The organism is Aquimarina aggregata (assembly GCF_001632745.1).
GTDB classification, from domain to species: Bacteria; Bacteroidota; Bacteroidia; order Flavobacteriales; family Flavobacteriaceae; genus Aquimarina; species Aquimarina aggregata.
Map to the genome: position 1 here is coordinate 216254 of NZ_LQRT01000013.1, position 18172 is coordinate 234425.

General features: G+C 31.7%; 20 protein-coding genes. 4 read left to right on the plus strand and 16 right to left on the minus strand.

All coding sequences use genetic code 11. From position 1 onward, the window contains the following. The first annotated feature begins 30 nt into the window (after window positions 1-30). Entirely contained in the window at window positions 31-396 is a 366-nt protein-coding gene (locus AWE51_RS12265) for a hypothetical protein (RefSeq protein WP_066313887.1), read from the plus strand. Window positions 397-511: 115 nt separating this feature from the next. On the opposite strand, the gene AWE51_RS12270 is transcribed toward AWE51_RS12265, so the two are convergent. The 12 genes from AWE51_RS12270 to AWE51_RS12325 all read right to left on the minus strand — a co-directional run bounded on the left by AWE51_RS12270 (window position 512) and on the right by AWE51_RS12325 (window position 12146). Then, entirely contained in the window at window positions 512-1096 is a 585-nt protein-coding gene (locus AWE51_RS12270) for a GNAT family N-acetyltransferase (RefSeq protein ID WP_066313889.1), read from the minus strand. Window positions 1097-1281: 185 nt separating this feature from the next. After that, window positions 1282-1815, minus strand: coding sequence for a DinB family protein (locus AWE51_RS12275; protein WP_066313891.1), 534 nt, complete (start codon window positions 1813-1815; stop codon window positions 1282-1284). A gap of 36 nt (window positions 1816-1851) precedes the next feature. Next, on the minus strand, window positions 1852-3240 hold the full coding sequence (locus AWE51_RS12280) for a M20/M25/M40 family metallo-hydrolase (protein ID WP_066313893.1): 1389 nt from the start codon (window positions 3238-3240) through the stop codon (window positions 1852-1854). A 51-nt stretch (window positions 3241-3291) separates the two neighbouring features. Further along, the gene (locus AWE51_RS12285; protein WP_066313894.1) at window positions 3292-4170 is read right to left on the minus strand and encodes a PPK2 family polyphosphate kinase; all 879 of its coding nucleotides are present in this window, start codon (window positions 4168-4170) and stop codon (window positions 3292-3294) included. 122 nt (window positions 4171-4292) lie between these two features. Beyond that, window positions 4293-4811 carry a hypothetical protein gene (locus AWE51_RS12290; RefSeq protein ID WP_066313895.1) on the minus strand — a complete coding sequence of 173 codons (519 nt, stop codon included), beginning with the start codon at window positions 4809-4811 and terminating at the stop codon, window positions 4293-4295. A 111-nt stretch (window positions 4812-4922) separates the two neighbouring features. Continuing rightward, entirely contained in the window at window positions 4923-6086 is a 1164-nt protein-coding gene (locus AWE51_RS12295) for a sigma-54-dependent transcriptional regulator (RefSeq protein ID WP_066313896.1), read from the minus strand. Further along, window positions 6086-6985, minus strand: a complete 900-nt coding sequence (locus AWE51_RS12300; protein WP_066313898.1) for a DUF6268 family outer membrane beta-barrel protein — start codon at window positions 6983-6985, stop codon at window positions 6086-6088. Before AWE51_RS12300 ends, AWE51_RS12295 begins: the two co-directional genes overlap by 1 nt. A gap of 20 nt (window positions 6986-7005) precedes the next feature. Continuing rightward, window positions 7006-7920, minus strand: a complete 915-nt coding sequence (locus tag AWE51_RS12305) for a mechanosensitive ion channel family protein (RefSeq protein ID WP_066313899.1) — start codon at window positions 7918-7920, stop codon at window positions 7006-7008. Window positions 7921-7924: 4 nt separating this feature from the next. Beyond that, window positions 7925-9217, minus strand: a complete 1293-nt coding sequence (locus AWE51_RS12310) for an ABC transporter permease (protein WP_066313900.1) — start codon at window positions 9215-9217, stop codon at window positions 7925-7927. Beyond that, window positions 9210-10139, minus strand: a complete 930-nt coding sequence (locus tag AWE51_RS12315) for an ABC transporter ATP-binding protein (RefSeq protein WP_066313901.1) — start codon at window positions 10137-10139, stop codon at window positions 9210-9212. The genes AWE51_RS12310 and AWE51_RS12315 overlap by 8 nt, the downstream gene beginning before the upstream one ends. 342 nt (window positions 10140-10481) lie before the next feature. Then, entirely contained in the window at window positions 10482-11597 is a 1116-nt protein-coding gene (gene dnaJ / locus AWE51_RS12320; protein WP_066313904.1) for a molecular chaperone DnaJ, read from the minus strand. Window positions 11598-11603: 6 nt separating this feature from the next. Then, window positions 11604-12146, minus strand: a complete 543-nt coding sequence (locus AWE51_RS12325) for a nucleotide exchange factor GrpE (protein ID WP_066313906.1) — start codon at window positions 12144-12146, stop codon at window positions 11604-11606. A 161-nt stretch (window positions 12147-12307) separates the two neighbouring features. Here AWE51_RS12325 and AWE51_RS12330 point away from each other — a divergent pair, with 161 nt between their 5' ends. After that, a complete protein-coding gene (locus AWE51_RS12330) occupies window positions 12308-12979 on the plus strand; it encodes a YceI family protein (protein WP_066313908.1) in 672 nt (223 codons plus the stop codon). A 57-nt stretch (window positions 12980-13036) separates the two neighbouring features. On the opposite strand, the gene AWE51_RS12335 is transcribed toward AWE51_RS12330, so the two are convergent. The 3 genes from AWE51_RS12335 to AWE51_RS12345 form a co-directional block, all read right to left on the minus strand. After that, a complete protein-coding gene (locus AWE51_RS12335) occupies window positions 13037-13942 on the minus strand; it encodes a TIGR01777 family oxidoreductase (RefSeq protein ID WP_066313909.1) in 906 nt (301 codons plus the stop codon). Between the two features lie 112 nt (window positions 13943-14054). After that, complete coding sequence (gene mnmD, locus AWE51_RS12340; RefSeq protein WP_066314633.1) at window positions 14055-14729, minus strand: tRNA (5-methylaminomethyl-2-thiouridine)(34)-methyltransferase MnmD; 675 nt, start codon at window positions 14727-14729, stop codon at window positions 14055-14057. An 11-nt stretch (window positions 14730-14740) separates the two neighbouring features. Then, a complete protein-coding gene (locus AWE51_RS12345; protein WP_066314635.1) occupies window positions 14741-15244 on the minus strand; it encodes a DUF4920 domain-containing protein in 504 nt (167 codons plus the stop codon). 182 nt (window positions 15245-15426) lie between these two features. Between AWE51_RS12345 and AWE51_RS12350 the strand changes: the two genes are divergently transcribed. Then, the gene (locus tag AWE51_RS12350; protein WP_066313911.1) at window positions 15427-16494 is read left to right on the plus strand and encodes a branched-chain amino acid aminotransferase; all 1068 of its coding nucleotides are present in this window, start codon (window positions 15427-15429) and stop codon (window positions 16492-16494) included. Window positions 16495-16556: 62 nt separating this feature from the next. On the opposite strand, the gene AWE51_RS12355 is transcribed toward AWE51_RS12350, so the two are convergent. Continuing rightward, window positions 16557-16943: a pyrophosphohydrolase domain-containing protein gene (locus AWE51_RS12355; RefSeq protein WP_066313914.1), complete on the minus strand. Its 387-nt coding sequence runs from the start codon at window positions 16941-16943 to the stop codon at window positions 16557-16559. Between the two features lie 420 nt (window positions 16944-17363). Here AWE51_RS12355 and AWE51_RS12365 point away from each other — a divergent pair, with 420 nt between their 5' ends. Then, window positions 17364-18167, plus strand: coding sequence for a caspase family protein (locus tag AWE51_RS12365; RefSeq protein WP_066313916.1), 804 nt, complete (start codon window positions 17364-17366; stop codon window positions 18165-18167). The last annotated feature ends 5 nt before the right edge of the window (window positions 18168-18172 follow it).

Consider the following 18172-nt stretch of genomic DNA (forward strand, 5'->3'; position numbering starts at 1 on the left):
CGTATATTTAACTTTATTTAATTAAATTTCATGTTAGAAACTACAGTATCCCAAAAAGAGAGAAAGAAAAAGAATACCACTAAAATCTATCTTATTATAGCCAGCATTGTTTTCGGAATTTTAATACTCCCCTCTTTACCTATGATCATGATGTCTGCTATGATGTTTGATAGTCCGGGGTCAGAAGATAGCATTCCAACAATCACTTTAGTGATTAGTTTAATCGCTTATCCTTTTGTAACATCTATAAGTATTATAGTAGCTTGGATATTGTTTGTCAGAAAAATATTTTTTGGGGCTATCCTTTCTGCTAGTCTACCTTTTTTAAATATTCTTATCGGTATAGGTGCAATTATTTACATGTCTATTTTCTGTGATGGAAATTTTGCATGTTAGTAAAAAAGTAACTTTTAAAATTCGGGCTAAGTGTTAACACTATATTTTCGGAACTATAATTACCATATTGATATTGTTAATAACCATTAATGTCAAATACATTTCACCTATATAATCATTTAGCAAACTCGTGCTTAAATATAAAAAGCTCATATGCAAGTTCTTGATCTATTTTACTAACTTGATCGAAACCATGACGATGGTAAAATTTAATATTCTCTACCATAGAAGTCTCTAAACATATATTCTTCTTAAAGGGTTCATAATATGCAAGTACTTCTTTTAATAAAACACTTCCTTTTCCTTTTCCGAAATATTGCGGTAGTACTCCGATATACCAGAGATGAAAAAAAGGCTCATTAGGTTGATGTCGTCTTAAAATCTTTTCTCTTTTTAATATTTTTTTTATCCTAAAAAAACCAATAGCATTACGTACTAATCTAATATCAAAAATTAGTTTTTTAAATGTATTTTTATTTTTTTTAGAATCTATAACGATACAGCACGATAATTTATCTTCTCCTAAGAAAACTTCACCAAAATTCATTCCTATAAAAAAAGAATATTTCATCAAAAACTTAATTCTCTTTTTTCTTTTTCGGTCTTGTTTAATAATAAAATTGACTGATTTGTTTTGATCAAATGATTCGGTTAAAATTCTGATTACTGTTTCTTCATCATTCTGCGTAGCTCGTTTCATTTGGGAGGTTAAATTTTGATCTCATTTTTTGTACAAGAATCGATTAAATAATTAATACTAGCCTAAATATCCAATATTATAGCAATCGAAATCGCATAAATATCTATTGGTTATGGTATTATTATAGAATTATTTTAAAAGAGTCTTTTCAATATCATTTTTAATAAATGCATAATTCACACTAGTCATATTTTATTTTCAACTATATTCTTTTTTAGTGACTTATGATGGTGTTTAGCATGATAGATAGAGAAGTATAACATTTCTCTAAGTGTTAACTTTCCCATTAGTGGATGCGGAACCAAAATTTCATCTAAATCCTGATCTTTTGTACTTTTAATTTTGATCAATAACGTGTCTATGGTACTTTTTAATGATTTGGCGAGTTGTGCTCTTTGTTGGATAGTTATCTTCTTGGGAATATATTTAGAAGTAGCTTTTCCTCCTTGCTCTAAGACTTTTGAATATTTTGTGATCATAGCATCATAGGAAATACTTTCTCTTTTAGCCTTACCAAAAAATATTTTTAAAATAAATTTTGGAAGTAAAAATACTTGAATAAGAGGTTTTACCGAAAGATATATATGTTCTAATTGTTGACCTGCAGACCATTTACCTTTTAAATAACTCACAAAATCATGTTCATCTAATACTTCTATATCATCTATAAACAATGAATGTACACTTTTAAATTCGTGAATTAATTGTTCTTTATTCATAAAAATATATCTTTTGATTTTGGAGATTAAATCGCTCTATTTTACGCCATAGTTATCAAAAAGATATACTAAACTCGCCATCGTAGCAGCGCCTAATTCTAGCTCACGTTTATTTACTGCATCAAAAGTATCATTCTTAGCATGATGATAATCAAAATATCGTTGTGAGTCTGGTCGAAGTCCTGCTAATACTATACCATCCTTTTTTAATGGACCAATATCTGCTCCACTTCCACCTAAAGCAAAATAATGAATTAAGTAGGGTTCAAATAATGGTTTCCAACTTTGGACTTGTTTAAAATTATCGACATCGCAATCAAAAGAAAATCCTCTAGGTGTAAAACCACCGGCATCACTTTCTAAAGCAAATACATGATTTTCTCCTTTATTTTTGGCTATTTCGGCATATTTTTTACCTCCTCGTAATCCATTTTCTTCATTCATGAATAACACTACACGTATAGAACGTTTTGGTTTATATCCTATTTCTTTAAAAAGTCTAAGAACTTCCATAGACTGTACTATACCCGCGCCATCATCATGAGAACCATCTCCTAAATCCCAAGAATCCAAATGTCCACCAACGGCCATATATTCATTAGGAAATTCGCTACCTGTTATTTGTCCAATCACATTATATGATTTCACATCTTTCCAAGTACGACAATTCATATTCATATGAAACTTAATTTTTGGATTTAGTTTGAGCATAGAACTCAATAAATCAGCTCCGTTTGTACTAATTGCTGCCGCAGGAATTTTGTCCATATTCGCTAAATCCCCATAACTCATTGCTCCTGTATGTGGAAAATCATCTAACCTTAAATTCATTGAACGAACAAGAACACCAACTGCACCATATTTTGCAGCTTCTGCTGCTCCAGAGTATCTTTGATCCACACAACCTCCGTAAGCATTAAATGTGCTAATCAGATCAGCTTGCATAGGTCTGTTAAAGAATACAATTTTTCCTTTTATCTTATCTGTTCCTAAGGTTTTTAGATCATCTAAGCTTTTTACTTCTATAATAGGTTTTTTTACACCACCTATTGGTGTTGGTACAGATCCTCCTAGTGCACAAATTGGCACATTTGTAGTATTACCGGGAGTAGTTTCTATATATGCAAATTCGGTTACTCCTCTAGTCCATTTTGGTACCATAACAGGTTGTAACCATACTTTATCAATTCCTAACTCTTTAAGTTCTTTCTCTCCCCATTCTACTGCTTTTTGAGCGTTTATAGATCCTGATAATCTTCCTCCTATTTGATTTGAAAGGTAATCTAACCAAGAATAACTTTTCCCATTAAGCAATGATGTATCGTATAATTTTTTAAGTATTATCGAATCTTCTTTATTTTCTTTCTGTGAAAAAGAGTTTAGGGATAAAAGGGTTAAAAGTACTGTGATTATTCTTTTTGACATTTTGTTTTACTATAAGTTTAAATTAAGGCATGAACAACTGCACTGATCAGTTTACTCATTCTCTAACTGCTCTTTATACATTTCTAAATTAGCTTTGGTTTTATCATCTAATTCTGGCTCTTGTATATTGGTATATTTTGTTAGCGTATCATACAGTATTTTTGCTACAATATATCTTGCTACTGGTTTATCATCTGCTGGAATAACATACCAAGGAGCATGTGGGGTTGATGTTCTATTAATTGCATCTTGATAACACGATTGATATTGATCCCATAACTTTCGTTCTTTAAGGTCTCCTGATGAAAATTTCCAGTTTTTGTCTTTCTTTTCGAGTCTTCTTAAAAGTCTATTTTTTTGTTCTTCTTTGGATAGGTGCAAGTAAAACTTATAAATCAAAGTTCCGTTTTCTGCAATATGTTTTTCAAAATTTCTAATTTGCTCAAAACGTTTATCCCAAAACTCATCGGTAATATCACTTACAGAATTTATCCCCGGAATTTTCTCTCCCATTATATACTCAGGGTGTACACGAGTAACTAAAACATTTTCATAATGTGTTCTATTAAAGACACCAAACTTACCTCTTTGTGGCAAGGCAATATAATGTCTCCATAAATAATCATGGCCTAATTCAAGGTCTGTAGGCACTTTAAAACTATGCACAACAATTCCACGAGTATTAAAATCTTTAAAGACTTCTCTAATCAAACTATCTTTACCAGCAGTATCCATCCCCTGTAAACAAATTAACACTGCATATTTGTCATGAGCATATATTGTATCTTGAAACTCTCCTAGCTCCTCCCGTACTTCTTCTAATTCTTTTTCAATTTTCTTTTCGCTCGCATCAAGATCATGTTTTGTTGGGATTTTAGACAAATCTACGGGGTTAGTTACTTTAAAATCTTTGTGATGTATAGAATTCATAGTGCAACAAATATTATATCTTGAAAGATACTAAAGTTTTGGATTTGTAAAAAAATAGTTAACTAATAAAAATCACAAAATAATAAGGTAACTATTAAAAATTATAAACTGTTCTAATTATGTTACTTTCCGTAAAAATCATAGCTAAACCCTATCAAAAAAGTATCGTAACGTCTCCCTAAACTTTTTAGATTGAATTCTCCAAAAATGTGCACATATCTAGAGAGTTGATGTAACGCTCTAATTTTAATTTGTGCTCCATGATTAAAGCTTCCTGTTCTAAACCCCAAAAAAGCTTCATCTTCGATCTCTTTAAAAAGGCTTGAATCATTACCGGCATACCCAATACCTGCAGTTATTGTGGTCGGATACCAATTAAACAGTATAAGGTTTACTCCTAAAGCAAGCTCATTATGCCCCTCATAGGTCGAATCATCAAGTGTAAAAGATCGGTTATATTCACCAATAAAGGTAGTATAACAATTAAATGCATATTCTACACGAGCTCCTAAACCCACCTCATCTTCTAATCCAATACTTTTTATAGCTACTAATCCATAATTTACAGCTCCAGGATCATATTGAGCATTAGAAGCATAAATACCACATAAGCATGTGATTAAAAAAACAAATATTTTCATTTTCAGGGGCATATCAGATATTGGTCGTAAAGGATATATGATACATTACAACAATTAAAAAAACAGATCACAAAATAGGATTCTATGATCTGTAATTTTCTTTTTATTTAATTACTTGGCTGCAAAGAGCTTAACATCTTCTTCGCTAACTTCTTTTCCTCCGAGTATGATTAATCGCTCTATTACATTTCGCAATTCTCGGATATTTCCTGTCCAATCATACTGTTGCAACTGTTTAACTGCTTTTTCAGAAAACGTTTTTACTGTAGACCCTTGTTCTCCTGCTATTTTCTTTACAAAATAGTCGACCAATAACGGAATGTCTTCTCGCCTATCATTTAGGGCAGGTACTTTTATTAAAATTACTGCCAATCTATGATATAGATCTTCTCTGAATTTATTGTCTGCAATTTCTTTCTTTAAATCCTTATTCGTAGCGGCAAGAACTCTTACATTTACTTTGATATCTTTATCACTACCAACTCTTTGAATTTTATTTTCCTGTAAGGCTCTTAATACTTTTGCTTGCGCAGAAAGACTCATGTCTCCAATTTCATCTAGAAATATTGTTCCTCCATTTGCTGCTTCAAATTTACCGGCACGATCTTTATTAGCAGATGTAAACGCACCTTTTACATGTCCAAAAAGTTCACTTTCTATTAGTTCACCAGGTATTGCAGCACAGTTTACCTCTATCATTGGGCCACCGGATCGCTCGCTCTTTTGATGAATCCAGTGTGCCACCAGTTCTTTTCCTGTACCATTAGATCCTGTTATTAGAACTCTCGCATCTGTAGCAGAAACTTTTTCTATTATATTTTTAATATCCGAAATTGCCTGAGACTCTCCGATCATATCATAGTTTTTAGAAACCTTTTTCTTAAGTCTCTTATTTTCTACAACTAACTCTTTACGGTCTAATGCATTTCGTACTGTATTTAATAATCTATTTAAATCTGGTGGTTTAGAGATATAATCAAATGCCCCTAATCTCATTGTATTTACGGCTGTATCAAGATCACCATGTCCAGAAATCATTACTACCGGAGTTTCTGGTTTTATTTTTTTGATTGCCTCTAAAACCTCAACTCCGTCCATCTTTGGCATCTTAATATCACAAAGAACCAAATCATACTCATCAGATTTTATTTTTTCTATACCAGCCAAACCATCTTCGGCTTCAAAAACTTCATAAGTATCATTCTCTTCAGATAAAATTTTAGTCAGCACTCTTCGAATTGCTGCTTCGTCTTCAATTACTAATATTTTTGCCATTATATTTTTAATTTAATTCCGCTTCGAAAATAAAATGTATTTTCATTATTAATGGTTAATACATTATCTTGATTTTTATCTCGTAAGCGAATTTCATTACTTAATGTATATCCTCCATATGTATAGAACAATAAGTGTTCCGTAAAATAAAACTCATATCCTAAAGCTCCTATTACATTTAACATAGAAGCATTTTCTACTGTTTTCGTAGTTCCGTTTGCATCTACAAAAGTTCTGTTATTCTGCAAATTACCATAAAATCTATCTAAACCAATAAAAGCTTGGATTGTATTTATTTCATTAAAGAAATATTTAATACTTGTTTTAGGTGTACCTATACCATATGCCCAGCTTGGACTAAATCTTTTATAATAATTAATTATTGGTAAAGGAAAACTTATACTAGCTGGTGTTGAATATCGTAACCCTAAAATTAATCGTGATGTTTTAGGTGTAGTACTACTCTTGTAGCTTTTAACAAAAAAGACAGAACCTGTATATCTAAAATCGTCACTCTCTAATTTTGAACCTTCAAAATTAGAGGAGATACCTACTCCTATTTTTGTTCCAAAGCGCCAGTTATTTTTCATTTTAAAGGTAAATCCTAATTCTAGGCCTATAGTTTGAAAAACATTTAAATCACCACCTTGATCAAATATTAATTCATCTCTTATTTGAAGATCGTTATATCTATATTGAGGAGATATTACAATATATGTCCCTTTATCATCCGTTTTAATTGGATAATTAGCAGAAAATCGAATACGGCTATAAGTATTTTCACTACCTGATTGAGGAATATAAGCATACTCTAACCTAGCTAGATTTGTATCCTGGGATCTCATATAATAAACAGCATAAAAAAATATGCACATTAAGATTAGATCCTTTTTTTTCATTCTTGGGGCTTATAGGTTATTTATATTTTTGAAACATTGTTATTTTCATCCTGAATCATAGTTACAACTCTTTGCGGAAAAGGAATACTGATATTGTGTTCTCTAAATAAACGATCAATCTCAAAACGTATCTCACTTTTAGGTATTGACGCCTGAAAACTATCTCCTATTGTAAATATTAATTTAAAATTTAATGAACTATCTGCAAACTCTGTAAACAAAACTAATGGTTCTGGTGTTTTTAATACACTTTTATTAGATAATGCTGCTTGCACTAGAAGTTCTTTGACCAATTTTGTATCACTACCATAAGCAACACCTACGCTAATAGATTCTCTTGTTAACGCTCCGTTTTGAGTCCAATTATATAGTGTGGAGGTTAAATATTTATGATTAGGTATAATTAACACTTTATTATCAATGGTAACCGCTCTCGTAGTCCTTAATTTTATTTCTTCTACTCGACCTACTTTTCCTTCTAATTCAATAATATCACCAACATGTACCGTTTGATCTATAAAAATAAATATTCCTGAAATAATGTCTTGAATTAAGGTCTGTAACGCCAAACCAACACCAACTAATAATGCTGCTGAAGCTGCAAATATGGCGGTAATATTGAAGCCAATGCTATCTAACATTATGAATAAAATAATGAGATAGATAAAATATTTGGCAAAAGAAAATACCGATACAAACTTTATTTTACCATCATGTGATAGTTTTTTGGTTACAATTCTTCTAATAAACTTTAAAACTACAGAAGTTAAGACAATTGCTAAGACAGCCACCAATATCATACCTACGGTTAATACTATAGGTTTTTTATCAGTACCTAAATGGAATAATTCATACCCTAAAAATTCTTTTACCGAACCCGGGATAATTTTTGTAATTAAATCTCCAGCTTTCTCTAAACCGTCCTCTTGAATCATTAACTTAATACTTTAACCATTTAAAAATTTCTTTATAGCTAGGTTTTTTACCATACATCAATATACCAATTCTGTAGATTTTTGCAGCAAACATCACCATAAACCATATACTGGCTATTAAAATTACTATAGAAATGAGGATTTGCCACCAATCTACGCCAAAAGGCACTCTCATTAGCATAACTATTGGTGAAGTAAGGGGAATCATTGAAAATACTGTAGATATAGTACCATGTGGATTTTCGATCACTGCGAATACTCCAACATAAAATGCTAGCATCAATGGAACGATAATTGGCAACATAAATTGTTGTGAATCGGTTTCACTATCCACAGCGGCACCGATTGCTGCATAAATTGAGCTATATAAAAAGTATCCTCCTATAAAATAAACAAGAAATAAAACTACTAAAGAAATTAATGGTAGGTTTAAAACATCTTGCAAAATAAGTTGTGATTGCTCCATCAATTCATCTTGCGGTATTTGCCCTGGAGTAGTTGGTTGCACATCTATACCTAAATAAAAACTCGCTATAAAGAGTAAAACACCACCTATAATCACCCATATAAAAAACTGAAGTACACCTGCTAATGTTGTACCAAGTATTTTACCGATCATTAACTGTACAGGTTTTACCGATGATATAATAACCTCTATAATTCTACTTGTTTTTTCTTCAATTACAGAGCGCATAACCATGTTACCATAAATCACTACAAACATCAATAACAAATATCCTGCAAGCCCACCAAAGAACATTTTTACATAGCTTGATATTTTGGATGTTTTTTCTCCTAAAAAATTCTCTATTTGTATATCTACCTTAGCTTTTGAACTCTCGATAACTGCTATATCCACACCTTTCTTTTTAAAATTTTGATGCGTTAGTTCTTCTGAAATAATTTTTTCTATCTGTTGTAAAATATCAATATTAGGAGCCTCATCTGCATAAAACTGAATACTCTTTTCTAATTCTTTATTGGATGTATTCCCTGGAATATATAACAGGCCATACAAGTCTTTGATCACTACAGAGTCTTTTGCATCATTTAAAGGTAGATTTGTATAATCAATATAACTTATCCCTTTACTACTTTTAAAATAAGGTTCGAAAGACCCTGTCTCATCAACTATTGCGATTTCACGAATTTCATCTTTATTTAAAGTAGTCAACCAGGTAATTAATCCGATCATTCCCACAAAAATAAGCGGACTCAAAAAAGTCATTACAACAAAAGTTTTGTTACGAACCCGAGCAATAAATTCTCTTTTAATGATTAGCTTTAAATTACTCATTTTCTGTAATGGTTTTGATGAATATTTCATTTACACTAGGTATGACTTCATTAAAGCGTAATACCTGAGCTTTTTCTGATAGATACCTTAACATATCATTTGATGACATGGTATTGTCCAAAGTGATCTTTAATTTTAATTGATCATCTATGGTTTTAAAATCGGCAGGTGCAACACTAAACTTATTATTCAGTGTTGAAAATAAGCTTTGGTGATCATCTGTTAAAAGACCGACTTCAAAAGTATTTGATTTATACGCTCTTTTAATATCTGATAATTTACCTTCTAATATTTTTTGAGATTTATTAATAAGTGCTATGTGATCACATAGTTCCTCTACGCTTTCCATACGATGAGTAGAAAAAATAACTGTCGCTCCTTCATCACGCAATTGCAATATTTCGTCTTTAATAACATTTGCATTTATAGGATCAAAACCACTAAAAGGCTCATCAAATATTAAAAGTTTAGGTCTATGCAAAACAGTCACTATAAACTGCACTTTTTGGGCCATCCCTTTTGATAATTCCTGTATCTTTTTGTCCCACCAATGTGTAATATCAAATTTATCAAACCAATATTTTAATCGCTCTTTAGCTTCTTTTTTTGACAAGCCTTTAAGTTGTGCCAAATACAAAGCTTGTTCTCCTACTTTCATTGATTTGTAAAGTCCTCTTTCTTCTGGCAAATAACCAATATCTTTTATATGCTCTGGTTTTAAAGGTTCATTATCCAGAAACACACTTCCTTGATCTGGTAATGTAATTTGATTAATGATCCTTATTAATGTCGTTTTACCTGCTCCATTAGGACCAAGTAAACCAAAAATACTTCCTTTAGGAACCTGAATAGAAACATTCTGCAAGGCTGTAAAGCTACCGAATTGTTTTGTAGCTTGTTGTACCTCTAAAAGATTAGCCATAGATAGAAATAATATTTTATAATTTATAATATACCCGAATGATACGAAAACTTAAAAACTTATGCTAAAATAAAGGTAACTAATGTTATTTCGGCACAAGTTCTTAATCAAATAAGCGAGTTTGATTTTTATTTCTTTAAAAAATTAAGGGACAGAATTAGACACTTTTTTATTAAAAACAAAACCCACCCTAAATACAAGTATTAAGGATGGGAAAAAAATTGCTATGAAAAAGAAAAATTGTCACTAAATACATTAGTGATGTCTCAAATATACGAATTTTTCCTATTCAACCATTAATAAAACTGCTTGGATTCATAATATCCGAACCACTTGTTTTATCTATGAAAACATATCTTTTACTTTCTCGAAAAACGACTTCTCACCACTATCTGGGCTAGGTCTAAAATGGTCATCTTTTGACATTTTTTCGAAAAACTCTCGTTGTTCTTTATTTAATGTTTTTGGTGTCCATACATTAACATGTACTAAAAGATCACCTCTGCCATATCCATTAAGACTTGGGATTCCTTTACCTCTTAGTCTAAGGATTTTTCCACTCTGCACACCTTCTTCAATTTTGATACGCACTTTTCCTGAAACAGTATCAATTTCTCTAGAGGCTCCTAAAGCAGCTTCAGAAAAACTTATATACAAATCATAATGAAGATTATTACCTTCTCTTTGTAAATCTGCATGATCAAGCTCTTCTATTGCTACTAATAAATCTCCAGCTATACCATTACCAGGTGCTTCATTTCCTTTTCCAGAAACTTTAAGCTGCATACCATCTTCAACCCCTGCAGGGATTTTAATACTTACTGTTTCTTCCAAAGCTTTTAATCCTTGTCCATCAGCTCCATCAGGTCTGTAATCTATTGATTGCCCTGCTCCGCCACATGTCGAACATGGAGATGACGTTTGCATTCTTCCTAGAATCGTATTTGTTATTCTGGTTACTTGGCCTGTACCATTACAAGTAGAACAAGTTTTATAGGTTGTACCAGGTGCTTGTACTTTACGTTTTACTTTAATCTTTTTTTCTACACCATTAGCAATTTCTTCTAATGTAAGTTTTACTCGAATTCGAAGGTTACTTCCTTTGGCTTGTCGTTGTCTTCCGCCTCCACCACCAAAGCCGCCGAAACCACCAAAGCCACCGCCGCCAAAGATGTCTCCAAACTGACTAAAGATATCATCCATATTCATACCGCCGCCTCCGAAGCCGCCGCCGCCTTCGAATGCTTGGTGACCATATTGATCATAACGTGCTTTTTTATCAGGGTCACTTAATATCTCATAAGCTTCTGCTGCTTTCTTGAATTTTTCTTCTGCACTTTTATCACCAGGGTTTTTATCAGGGTGATATTCGATAGCTTTCTTGCGATACGCCTTCTTTATTTCAGATGCAGTTGCACTTTTGCTTAATCCTAATATGTCGTAAAAATCTTCCTTCATACCTCTTTATTGTCCGGTTACTACTTTAGGAAATCTGATCACTTTATCTCCAAGCTTATATCCTTTTTCTATCACATCCACAATTTTTCCTTTAAGATCATCACTAGGCGCAGGAATTTGAGTTATAGCCTCATGATCATCCGCATTAAAGGTGTCTCCCGCAGATACTTCTACTTCTGTTAAACCTTTTCCTTTTAATGTTTCTTTTAATTTATTGTGTATAAGTGATACTCCTTTGATAAGGTCTTTATCTTCTGACTTTTCGATTTCTTTTGTAGCACGATCAAAATCATCAAGAACCGGTAACATTGATTGTATTACATCTTGACTTGCCGTTTTAAAAAGCTCTAAACGTTCTTTAGAAGTACGTTTTTTATAATTCTCGAATTCTGCAAAAAGCCTAAGAAATTTATCTTTTTCTTTTTCCAAATCTTCTTTTAGCTGTGTTTCTACATCTACTTCTTCAGCCTGTTCCTCATCAACTTTTGTATCAAGTACTTCTTCTACTTGATCTTTTACATCTTCAGTATTTTTATTTTTCTTACTCATGTAATATGTAACTTTTATAAGTTTTCATTTTGAAATAGCAAAAGTACTGCCATTTTTGAATTAATGTCATAATGTCACAGGAATATTTTAGTATATATTTAAGAGTGTTTTTAAGTCAAAAAAATAATTTTGAAATTCTGAAAACTATTAAGTTATATTTTATGAAAACCAAATTGATTAATCTTTTTGCAATTGCCTTAATAAGCATTGGTTCATTTTCTTGTAAAGGTGAAAAAAAGAATGAAACTGTAGCTTCTGAAGCGCAAGAAACCTCTGAAACTCCAAAAGAAGCTTCTATTTACATAGTGAATGATGCGTTAAGTACTATCGAATGGACAGGCATTAAACCTACAGGAAAGCATACTGGGACAATTAAAGTAGCTAAAGGAAAAATTGCTCTTAATGATGATGTTATTCAAAGTGGATCTTTTGTGATCGATATGACATCCATTACTGTAACTGATCTTCAAGGAAAAGAAAAAGCTGGTTTAGAAGGTCATTTAAAAGGTGAAGCTAAAGGTGAAGAAGATCATTTCTTTAATGTTACAAAGTTTCCCTCTGCTTCATTTGAAGTTACTGGAATTAGCAAAAAAGAGAATAAAACTTTTATGAATGGCAATTTAACAATTAAAGGGATTAAAAAGAATATTTCTTTTCCTGTCTCTACTGCCATTAATGGTAATACCATGACCTTAAACACTGAAGTATTTACTATTAATAGAACCGATTGGGGAATAAACTACGCATCTAAATCTATTATTACAGATATAGGAGATAAGTTTATTAATGATGATATAGAGCTAAAAATTAGTGTAACAGCTACAAAAGCTTAATTCAATAAAATTATTTTGTATAAACCGGTACTTGCAGTATCGGTTTTTTATTTTCAATTATTTAACCAAATCCGCGATTGCAGATTTAATATTATCATAGTTAAATCCAAAACCAAGTTTAGAAATCTTATCGCTACAGACGCGTTGGCTTGAAAACAAAAGTATGTGCATTTCTCCAAGAATAATTTTCATTATAAACTTAGGTGTATTTGGTAATACTATTTTTTTATTTAATCGTTCGGCAATAACATTGGTAAACTTTTTATTTGATACTGCATTAGGTGCTACAGCATTAAAAACTCCTGTCAATTCTTCTTGAACAACAAATACAAACATACGTGCTAAATCATGAACATGTATCCAACTTTGCCATTGTTTACCACTTCCAAAAAGAGCTCCAAAACCGTATTGAATAGGCTTTACTATTTTAGGAAACGCTCCTCCTTTTTCAGAAAGCACTAAACCAATACGAAGTAAACTCACATTTATATCCAAAGCTTCAAATTCAAGAACAGCTCCCTCCCATTTTGACACTACTTCTCCTAAGAAACCGGTATCTCTTTCTGGTGAATTTTCCATATAATAATTCTGAAAAGAATCTGGATAAAGCCCTATAGCACTAGCAGAAACGATATGTCTAACATTATGTTTTAATTTTTTTAGAGAGTTAAAAATTAAATTAGCAGTAAGCGTCCTACTTTCTAGTATTTCCCTCTTATACGAAGCTGTCCAACGTTTTGCTACCGAGGCACCTACTAAATTAATAATCACTTCGACATCAGTAAAACAATTATCATCTATGATTCCATTACTAGGATCCCAGAAGTATCCTTTATAATTTGAATTATCGCTTAATTTGGATTTGTTGGTTGTAAGGTAATTTACATCAATTTTTAATTGATGACATAATGTTACAATTTCCTGGCCTATTAAACCCGTAGCACCAGTAATTAAAACCTTCATTGTAGTTGAATTTTATGCAAAATACTATCAGCTTATTACAAAACCTATTCCTTTATTATAGGTTTAACAATCGTTTAAAATGGTTAAATACTCAAAAACACACAGCATTTGTTTATGGTTTTGTAGCTCTTAACATTTCTCGTTTACCAGGAGGACCAGGCAATCTTTCTACCTCAAAACCAACTTCAAGCATAGCTCTTCTAACACTTCCTTTTGCCGAATACGTCACCAATACCCCTCCTTTATTTAAGGCTTCGAACATTTTTTTAAAAATAACAACAGTCCAAAGTTCTGGTTGTACTCGCGCACCAAATGCATCAAAATAAACAAGATCAAAACTGTTTTTATCCTCAATATCAGAAAAGAATTGTTTTCGCTTTTGTAAAGTAAAAATATCGGTAACAGGTCTGTTAGTTTCCCAATTAGATGTATGCAACTCTTTAAAAATAGGTTCTGCTTCGATATTACCTAAAGCCCTGGGATAGTTCATTTGTTGAACTTCTTTTGCTGCAATAGGATATGCTTCTACACCTACATAATTAACAGTTTGTTCCTTTTTCTTAGCTTCTATCAATGTAATTATGGCATTTAAACCTGTACCAAATCCTATTTCCAAAATATTTAATGACTTAAAGGTTCTGGATTTTAAAATATGATATAACCCATTCTGTATAAAAACATGGTTCGCCTCATTAATAGCCCCATGTTTAGAATGATAGTGTTCATCTAACTCTGGAAGATGTATTGTAGTAGAACCGTCTGCAGTTATACTTATTTCTCTCTTTATTTCTTTTTGCATTAATTTTTGATCAAAACACTCTCTGCAATTAATGAATATGTTTTTTTAGGTTCTGTGATTGCAGCTATTTCTTCTGGTGATTTACCTGCATCAGTGGCATAATGTCTTTGATCATCAACAGACATTTCTCCTACAAAAGCCCTTCCTTGAACAATTACAGTATCGTTTTCGATATCCTTTGGCACAAAAAAACCATAATTTTTGAACCTAACCATAGTTTCTTTGCCGTCTCCCATTGCTACTTTCATCCAACATCCTTTTGCTTTACAAACACCATTTACCGTTCCTGTAAAAGCAATAGATACGGTATCACCTTTTACAAGATTATTATAACGTTTTACTATTTCTTTCTTGTAGTAAATGTTTTCTGCTGTTAGCACCTCTCCAAAACTTTCATATTGCTCCACAGGGATATTTTTAACTGAAAACGAAACTTGTTTTTTATGCTGACAACTTGTTAATCCTATTAACAATACTATCAAGAAAAGTATACTTTTATTCATGATTTCATAAATATTGGTTACAGAATACAAAATTACGCATTTTAAAAATTTATATTTTGTCAGAAAAGGGTATTTTTGCTAGGAATTATTTAAGGTGTTAGTATGCTCTTAGTTTTCAGACCAAGAGTAGAGAATACGAATTCTGGATACAGTACTATCCAACCTTTTAAAATATGTATAGGATGAAAAATACAATCTCACAAACCGTGGAAGTTAATCAAGTAAATGAGTCCAAAATTGGACAAGTTGATTTCGAAAATCTTGATTTCGGAAAAATCTTTACAGATCATATGTTTGTCTGCGATTATAAAAATGGATCTTGGCAAACACCTAAGATTATTCCTTATGGACCTTTAACTATGGAACCATCTGCCCGTGTTTTTCATTATGGTCAAGCCGTTTTTGAAGGGATGAAGGCGTATAAAGATGATAATGGAGATACTTTTTTGTTTAGACCCGATGAAAATTTTAAACGAATTAACAAATCTTCTGAACGTCTAGCAATCCCTGAATTTCCTGAGGAGTACTTTTTTGATGGTTTAAACACTTTATTAAAATTGGATAACGCATGGATCAAATCAGGTTCTGGAAATTCATTATACATACGACCTTTTGTAATAGCAACTCAAGCCTCTGTATCAGCATCAGAAGCCGATGAATACAAATTTTTAATTATTTGCTCTCCCGCACAATCATATTATAGTGGAGATGTAAGCGTATTAGTTGCTGAAAAATTTAGTCGTTCTGCCAGTGGTGGTTTTGGTTATGCTAAAGCCGCGGGGAACTATGCTGGACAATTTTACCCGACAAAACTTGCAAAAGAGCAAGGATACCAACAAGTTATCTGGACAGACTCTAATACCCATGAATATATGGAAGAAGCTGGAACTATGAATGTATTTTTTAGAATTAATGACACGTTGCTTACTGCTCCGGTTAGTGATCGTATTTTGGATGGTATAACTCGTAAAAGTTTAATTTCAATAGCCGAAAAAGAAGGCTACAAAGTAGATGTTAGACCAGTAAAAGTAAGCGAAATAGTAGCTGCCGCTAAAGATGGAAGCTTAAAAGAGGTTTTTGGAGCCGGTACTGCAGCCGTAGTAAGCCCGGTTAAATCTTTTGGGTACAAAGGAGAACATTATGAAATAGAAAAACAAGAAAACTCATATGCTTCGTATTTCAAAAAAGTATTAATGGATATCCAATACAATAAAGTAGAGGATCCTTTTGGATGGAGATATAAAGTATAATAGTCTTCCAAACTATAACAATAAAAAAACTCCGGAAAATTATTCCGGAGTTTTTTTATTTATTATTTATCAAGTATTGCAGCTATATCTGGTTTAAAATAATTAGGCCCTTTAAGTACTTTTCCATCTTCTCTATAAATTGGATTACCATCTTCACCTAGCTTACTCATGTTACTACGTTGAATTTCATTAAAAACCTCCTCTATTTTGTGCTGCATACCATGTTCAATTATAGTGCCGCATAAAATATAAAGCATATCCCCTAAAGCGTCTGCCACTTCTATCAAATCATTGTTTTGAGCAGCTTCAAGATATTCTTCGTTCTCTTCTTTCATGAGATTAAAACGAAGTGTATTTTTAGCTTCTCCTAAATCGGCTATTGGTTCATTTTTATATCCAATTTCAAAGGCAGTGTGAAACTCTTGTACAGCAGCGATTTTATCTTTCATCTATCTATTATTTTTTAGTATTCAGTTCTTATATTTGCTGTAAAAATAATCATTTATGTTTAGTACTGGTCAATTAATATTTGCAGGGTGTTTTGTTGTTGCTTTTATCGTTTTGATGATATTTAGCTACCGTAAAGACATCAAACTACATCGTAAATATTACAAAGGCAGTATTTTTATTTTAGTTGGTTTTATTGTTTTTATCTTACTGTTATTTGCACTTAAGACATACCTACAACCTGAGTAAACCTTATACACTTCTTTTTGCATTACATACTTTCCTTTTTTAGATCAGTACATTTTGGTTATTGAAAGCTCAATCATTTTTTTTAATTAGCAACATTTAAAATACCTTGTATTGGGTATGGATTAACGCTTCTATTATTAAGAGTTTTGAAATAACTAAAAACCATTACGACAATGAATATCAAGGTACTTTGTGTTGGAATAAATCACTACTTAGGCATTTCAAAACTAACATCATGCATTAATGATGCAAAAGACTGGCAACAATTATTTCATAAAGATTTACAAGTGCCAAAAAACAATATTACAAGACTTTCTTTTGGTCCCAAAACAAATGCCTCTACTATTAAAAAAGAATTAAGAAAACTAGTAAAAAGTCTAGGAAAAGGAGATCTAGGAGTTTTCATCTTTTCTGGTCATGGAAACCAGAAATTCACTACGACAAACGGTTTACCTACCATAAAAGAAGGTATTAGAGCAAGAGATAAATCTATTTATGAAAATGAATTACGTACCATAACAAATAAAATAAATCCCGAAGCATATTTTGTTTCTATAGTAGACGCATGCTACTCTGGCGGAGTAGATTTTAAAGAACTAATTCTCAAAAATTTAGAGAGAAAAAATCAAAACTTAGAAATAAAAAGTTATGCCAATAAAATTTTAAAAGAAAATTTAATCGCAAAAGAGAATTACCGAAAACTATTAAAACCACTTAACAAAAATTTTATTACACTTTCTGCCTGCAAACCAAATGAATTAGCATATGGAGATTTATTTATCCGAGATCAAAATGCAAGAATGAATGGGGTACTGACCTACTATACTATAGGTTATATTAAAGACAACCCACAGATAACGTATGCAGAGTTAATTAAAAAGTTACAAAATATTCTTCCTGACCAGTCAAAAGGACATGACCAAACCCCACAACTTAACGGGCATAAAAACATCATTAATAATACAGTATTTAAATAATAATC

Excerpts from the sequence above, each read along its gene's own strand:
- AWE51_RS12265 (WP_066313887.1), top strand. The coding sequence starts at position 31 with ATGTTAGAAACTACAGTATCCCAAAAAGAGAGAAAGAAAAAGAATACC.
- AWE51_RS12270 (WP_066313889.1), bottom strand. The coding sequence starts at position 1,096 with ATGAAACGAGCTACGCAGAATGATGAAGAAACAGTAATCAGAATTTTA.
- AWE51_RS12275 (WP_066313891.1), bottom strand. The coding sequence starts at position 1,815 with ATGAATAAAGAACAATTAATTCACGAATTTAAAAGTGTACATTCATTG.
- AWE51_RS12280 (WP_066313893.1), bottom strand. The coding sequence starts at position 3,240 with ATGTCAAAAAGAATAATCACAGTACTTTTAACCCTTTTATCCCTAAAC.
- AWE51_RS12285 (WP_066313894.1), bottom strand. The coding sequence starts at position 4,170 with ATGAATTCTATACATCACAAAGATTTTAAAGTAACTAACCCCGTAGAT.
- AWE51_RS12290 (WP_066313895.1), bottom strand. The coding sequence starts at position 4,811 with ATGAAAATATTTGTTTTTTTAATCACATGCTTATGTGGTATTTATGCT.
- AWE51_RS12295 (WP_066313896.1), bottom strand. The coding sequence starts at position 6,086 with ATGGCAAAAATATTAGTAATTGAAGACGAAGCAGCAATTCGAAGAGTG.
- AWE51_RS12300 (WP_066313898.1), bottom strand. The coding sequence starts at position 6,985 with ATGAAAAAAAAGGATCTAATCTTAATGTGCATATTTTTTTATGCTGTT.
- AWE51_RS12305 (WP_066313899.1), bottom strand. The coding sequence starts at position 7,920 with ATGATTCAAGAGGACGGTTTAGAGAAAGCTGGAGATTTAATTACAAAA.
- AWE51_RS12310 (WP_066313900.1), bottom strand. The coding sequence starts at position 9,217 with ATGAGTAATTTAAAGCTAATCATTAAAAGAGAATTTATTGCTCGGGTT.
- AWE51_RS12315 (WP_066313901.1), bottom strand. The coding sequence starts at position 10,139 with ATGGCTAATCTTTTAGAGGTACAACAAGCTACAAAACAATTCGGTAGC.
- dnaJ (WP_066313904.1), bottom strand. The coding sequence starts at position 11,597 with ATGAAGGAAGATTTTTACGACATATTAGGATTAAGCAAAAGTGCAACT.
- AWE51_RS12325 (WP_066313906.1), bottom strand. The coding sequence starts at position 12,146 with ATGAGTAAGAAAAATAAAAATACTGAAGATGTAAAAGATCAAGTAGAA.
- AWE51_RS12330 (WP_066313908.1), top strand. The coding sequence starts at position 12,308 with ATGAAAACCAAATTGATTAATCTTTTTGCAATTGCCTTAATAAGCATT.
- AWE51_RS12335 (WP_066313909.1), bottom strand. The coding sequence starts at position 13,942 with ATGAAGGTTTTAATTACTGGTGCTACGGGTTTAATAGGCCAGGAAATT.
- AWE51_RS12345 (WP_066314635.1), bottom strand. The coding sequence starts at position 15,244 with ATGAATAAAAGTATACTTTTCTTGATAGTATTGTTAATAGGATTAACA.
- AWE51_RS12350 (WP_066313911.1), top strand. The coding sequence starts at position 15,427 with ATGAAAAATACAATCTCACAAACCGTGGAAGTTAATCAAGTAAATGAG.
- AWE51_RS12355 (WP_066313914.1), bottom strand. The coding sequence starts at position 16,943 with ATGAAAGATAAAATCGCTGCTGTACAAGAGTTTCACACTGCCTTTGAA.
- AWE51_RS12365 (WP_066313916.1), top strand. The coding sequence starts at position 17,364 with ATGAATATCAAGGTACTTTGTGTTGGAATAAATCACTACTTAGGCATT.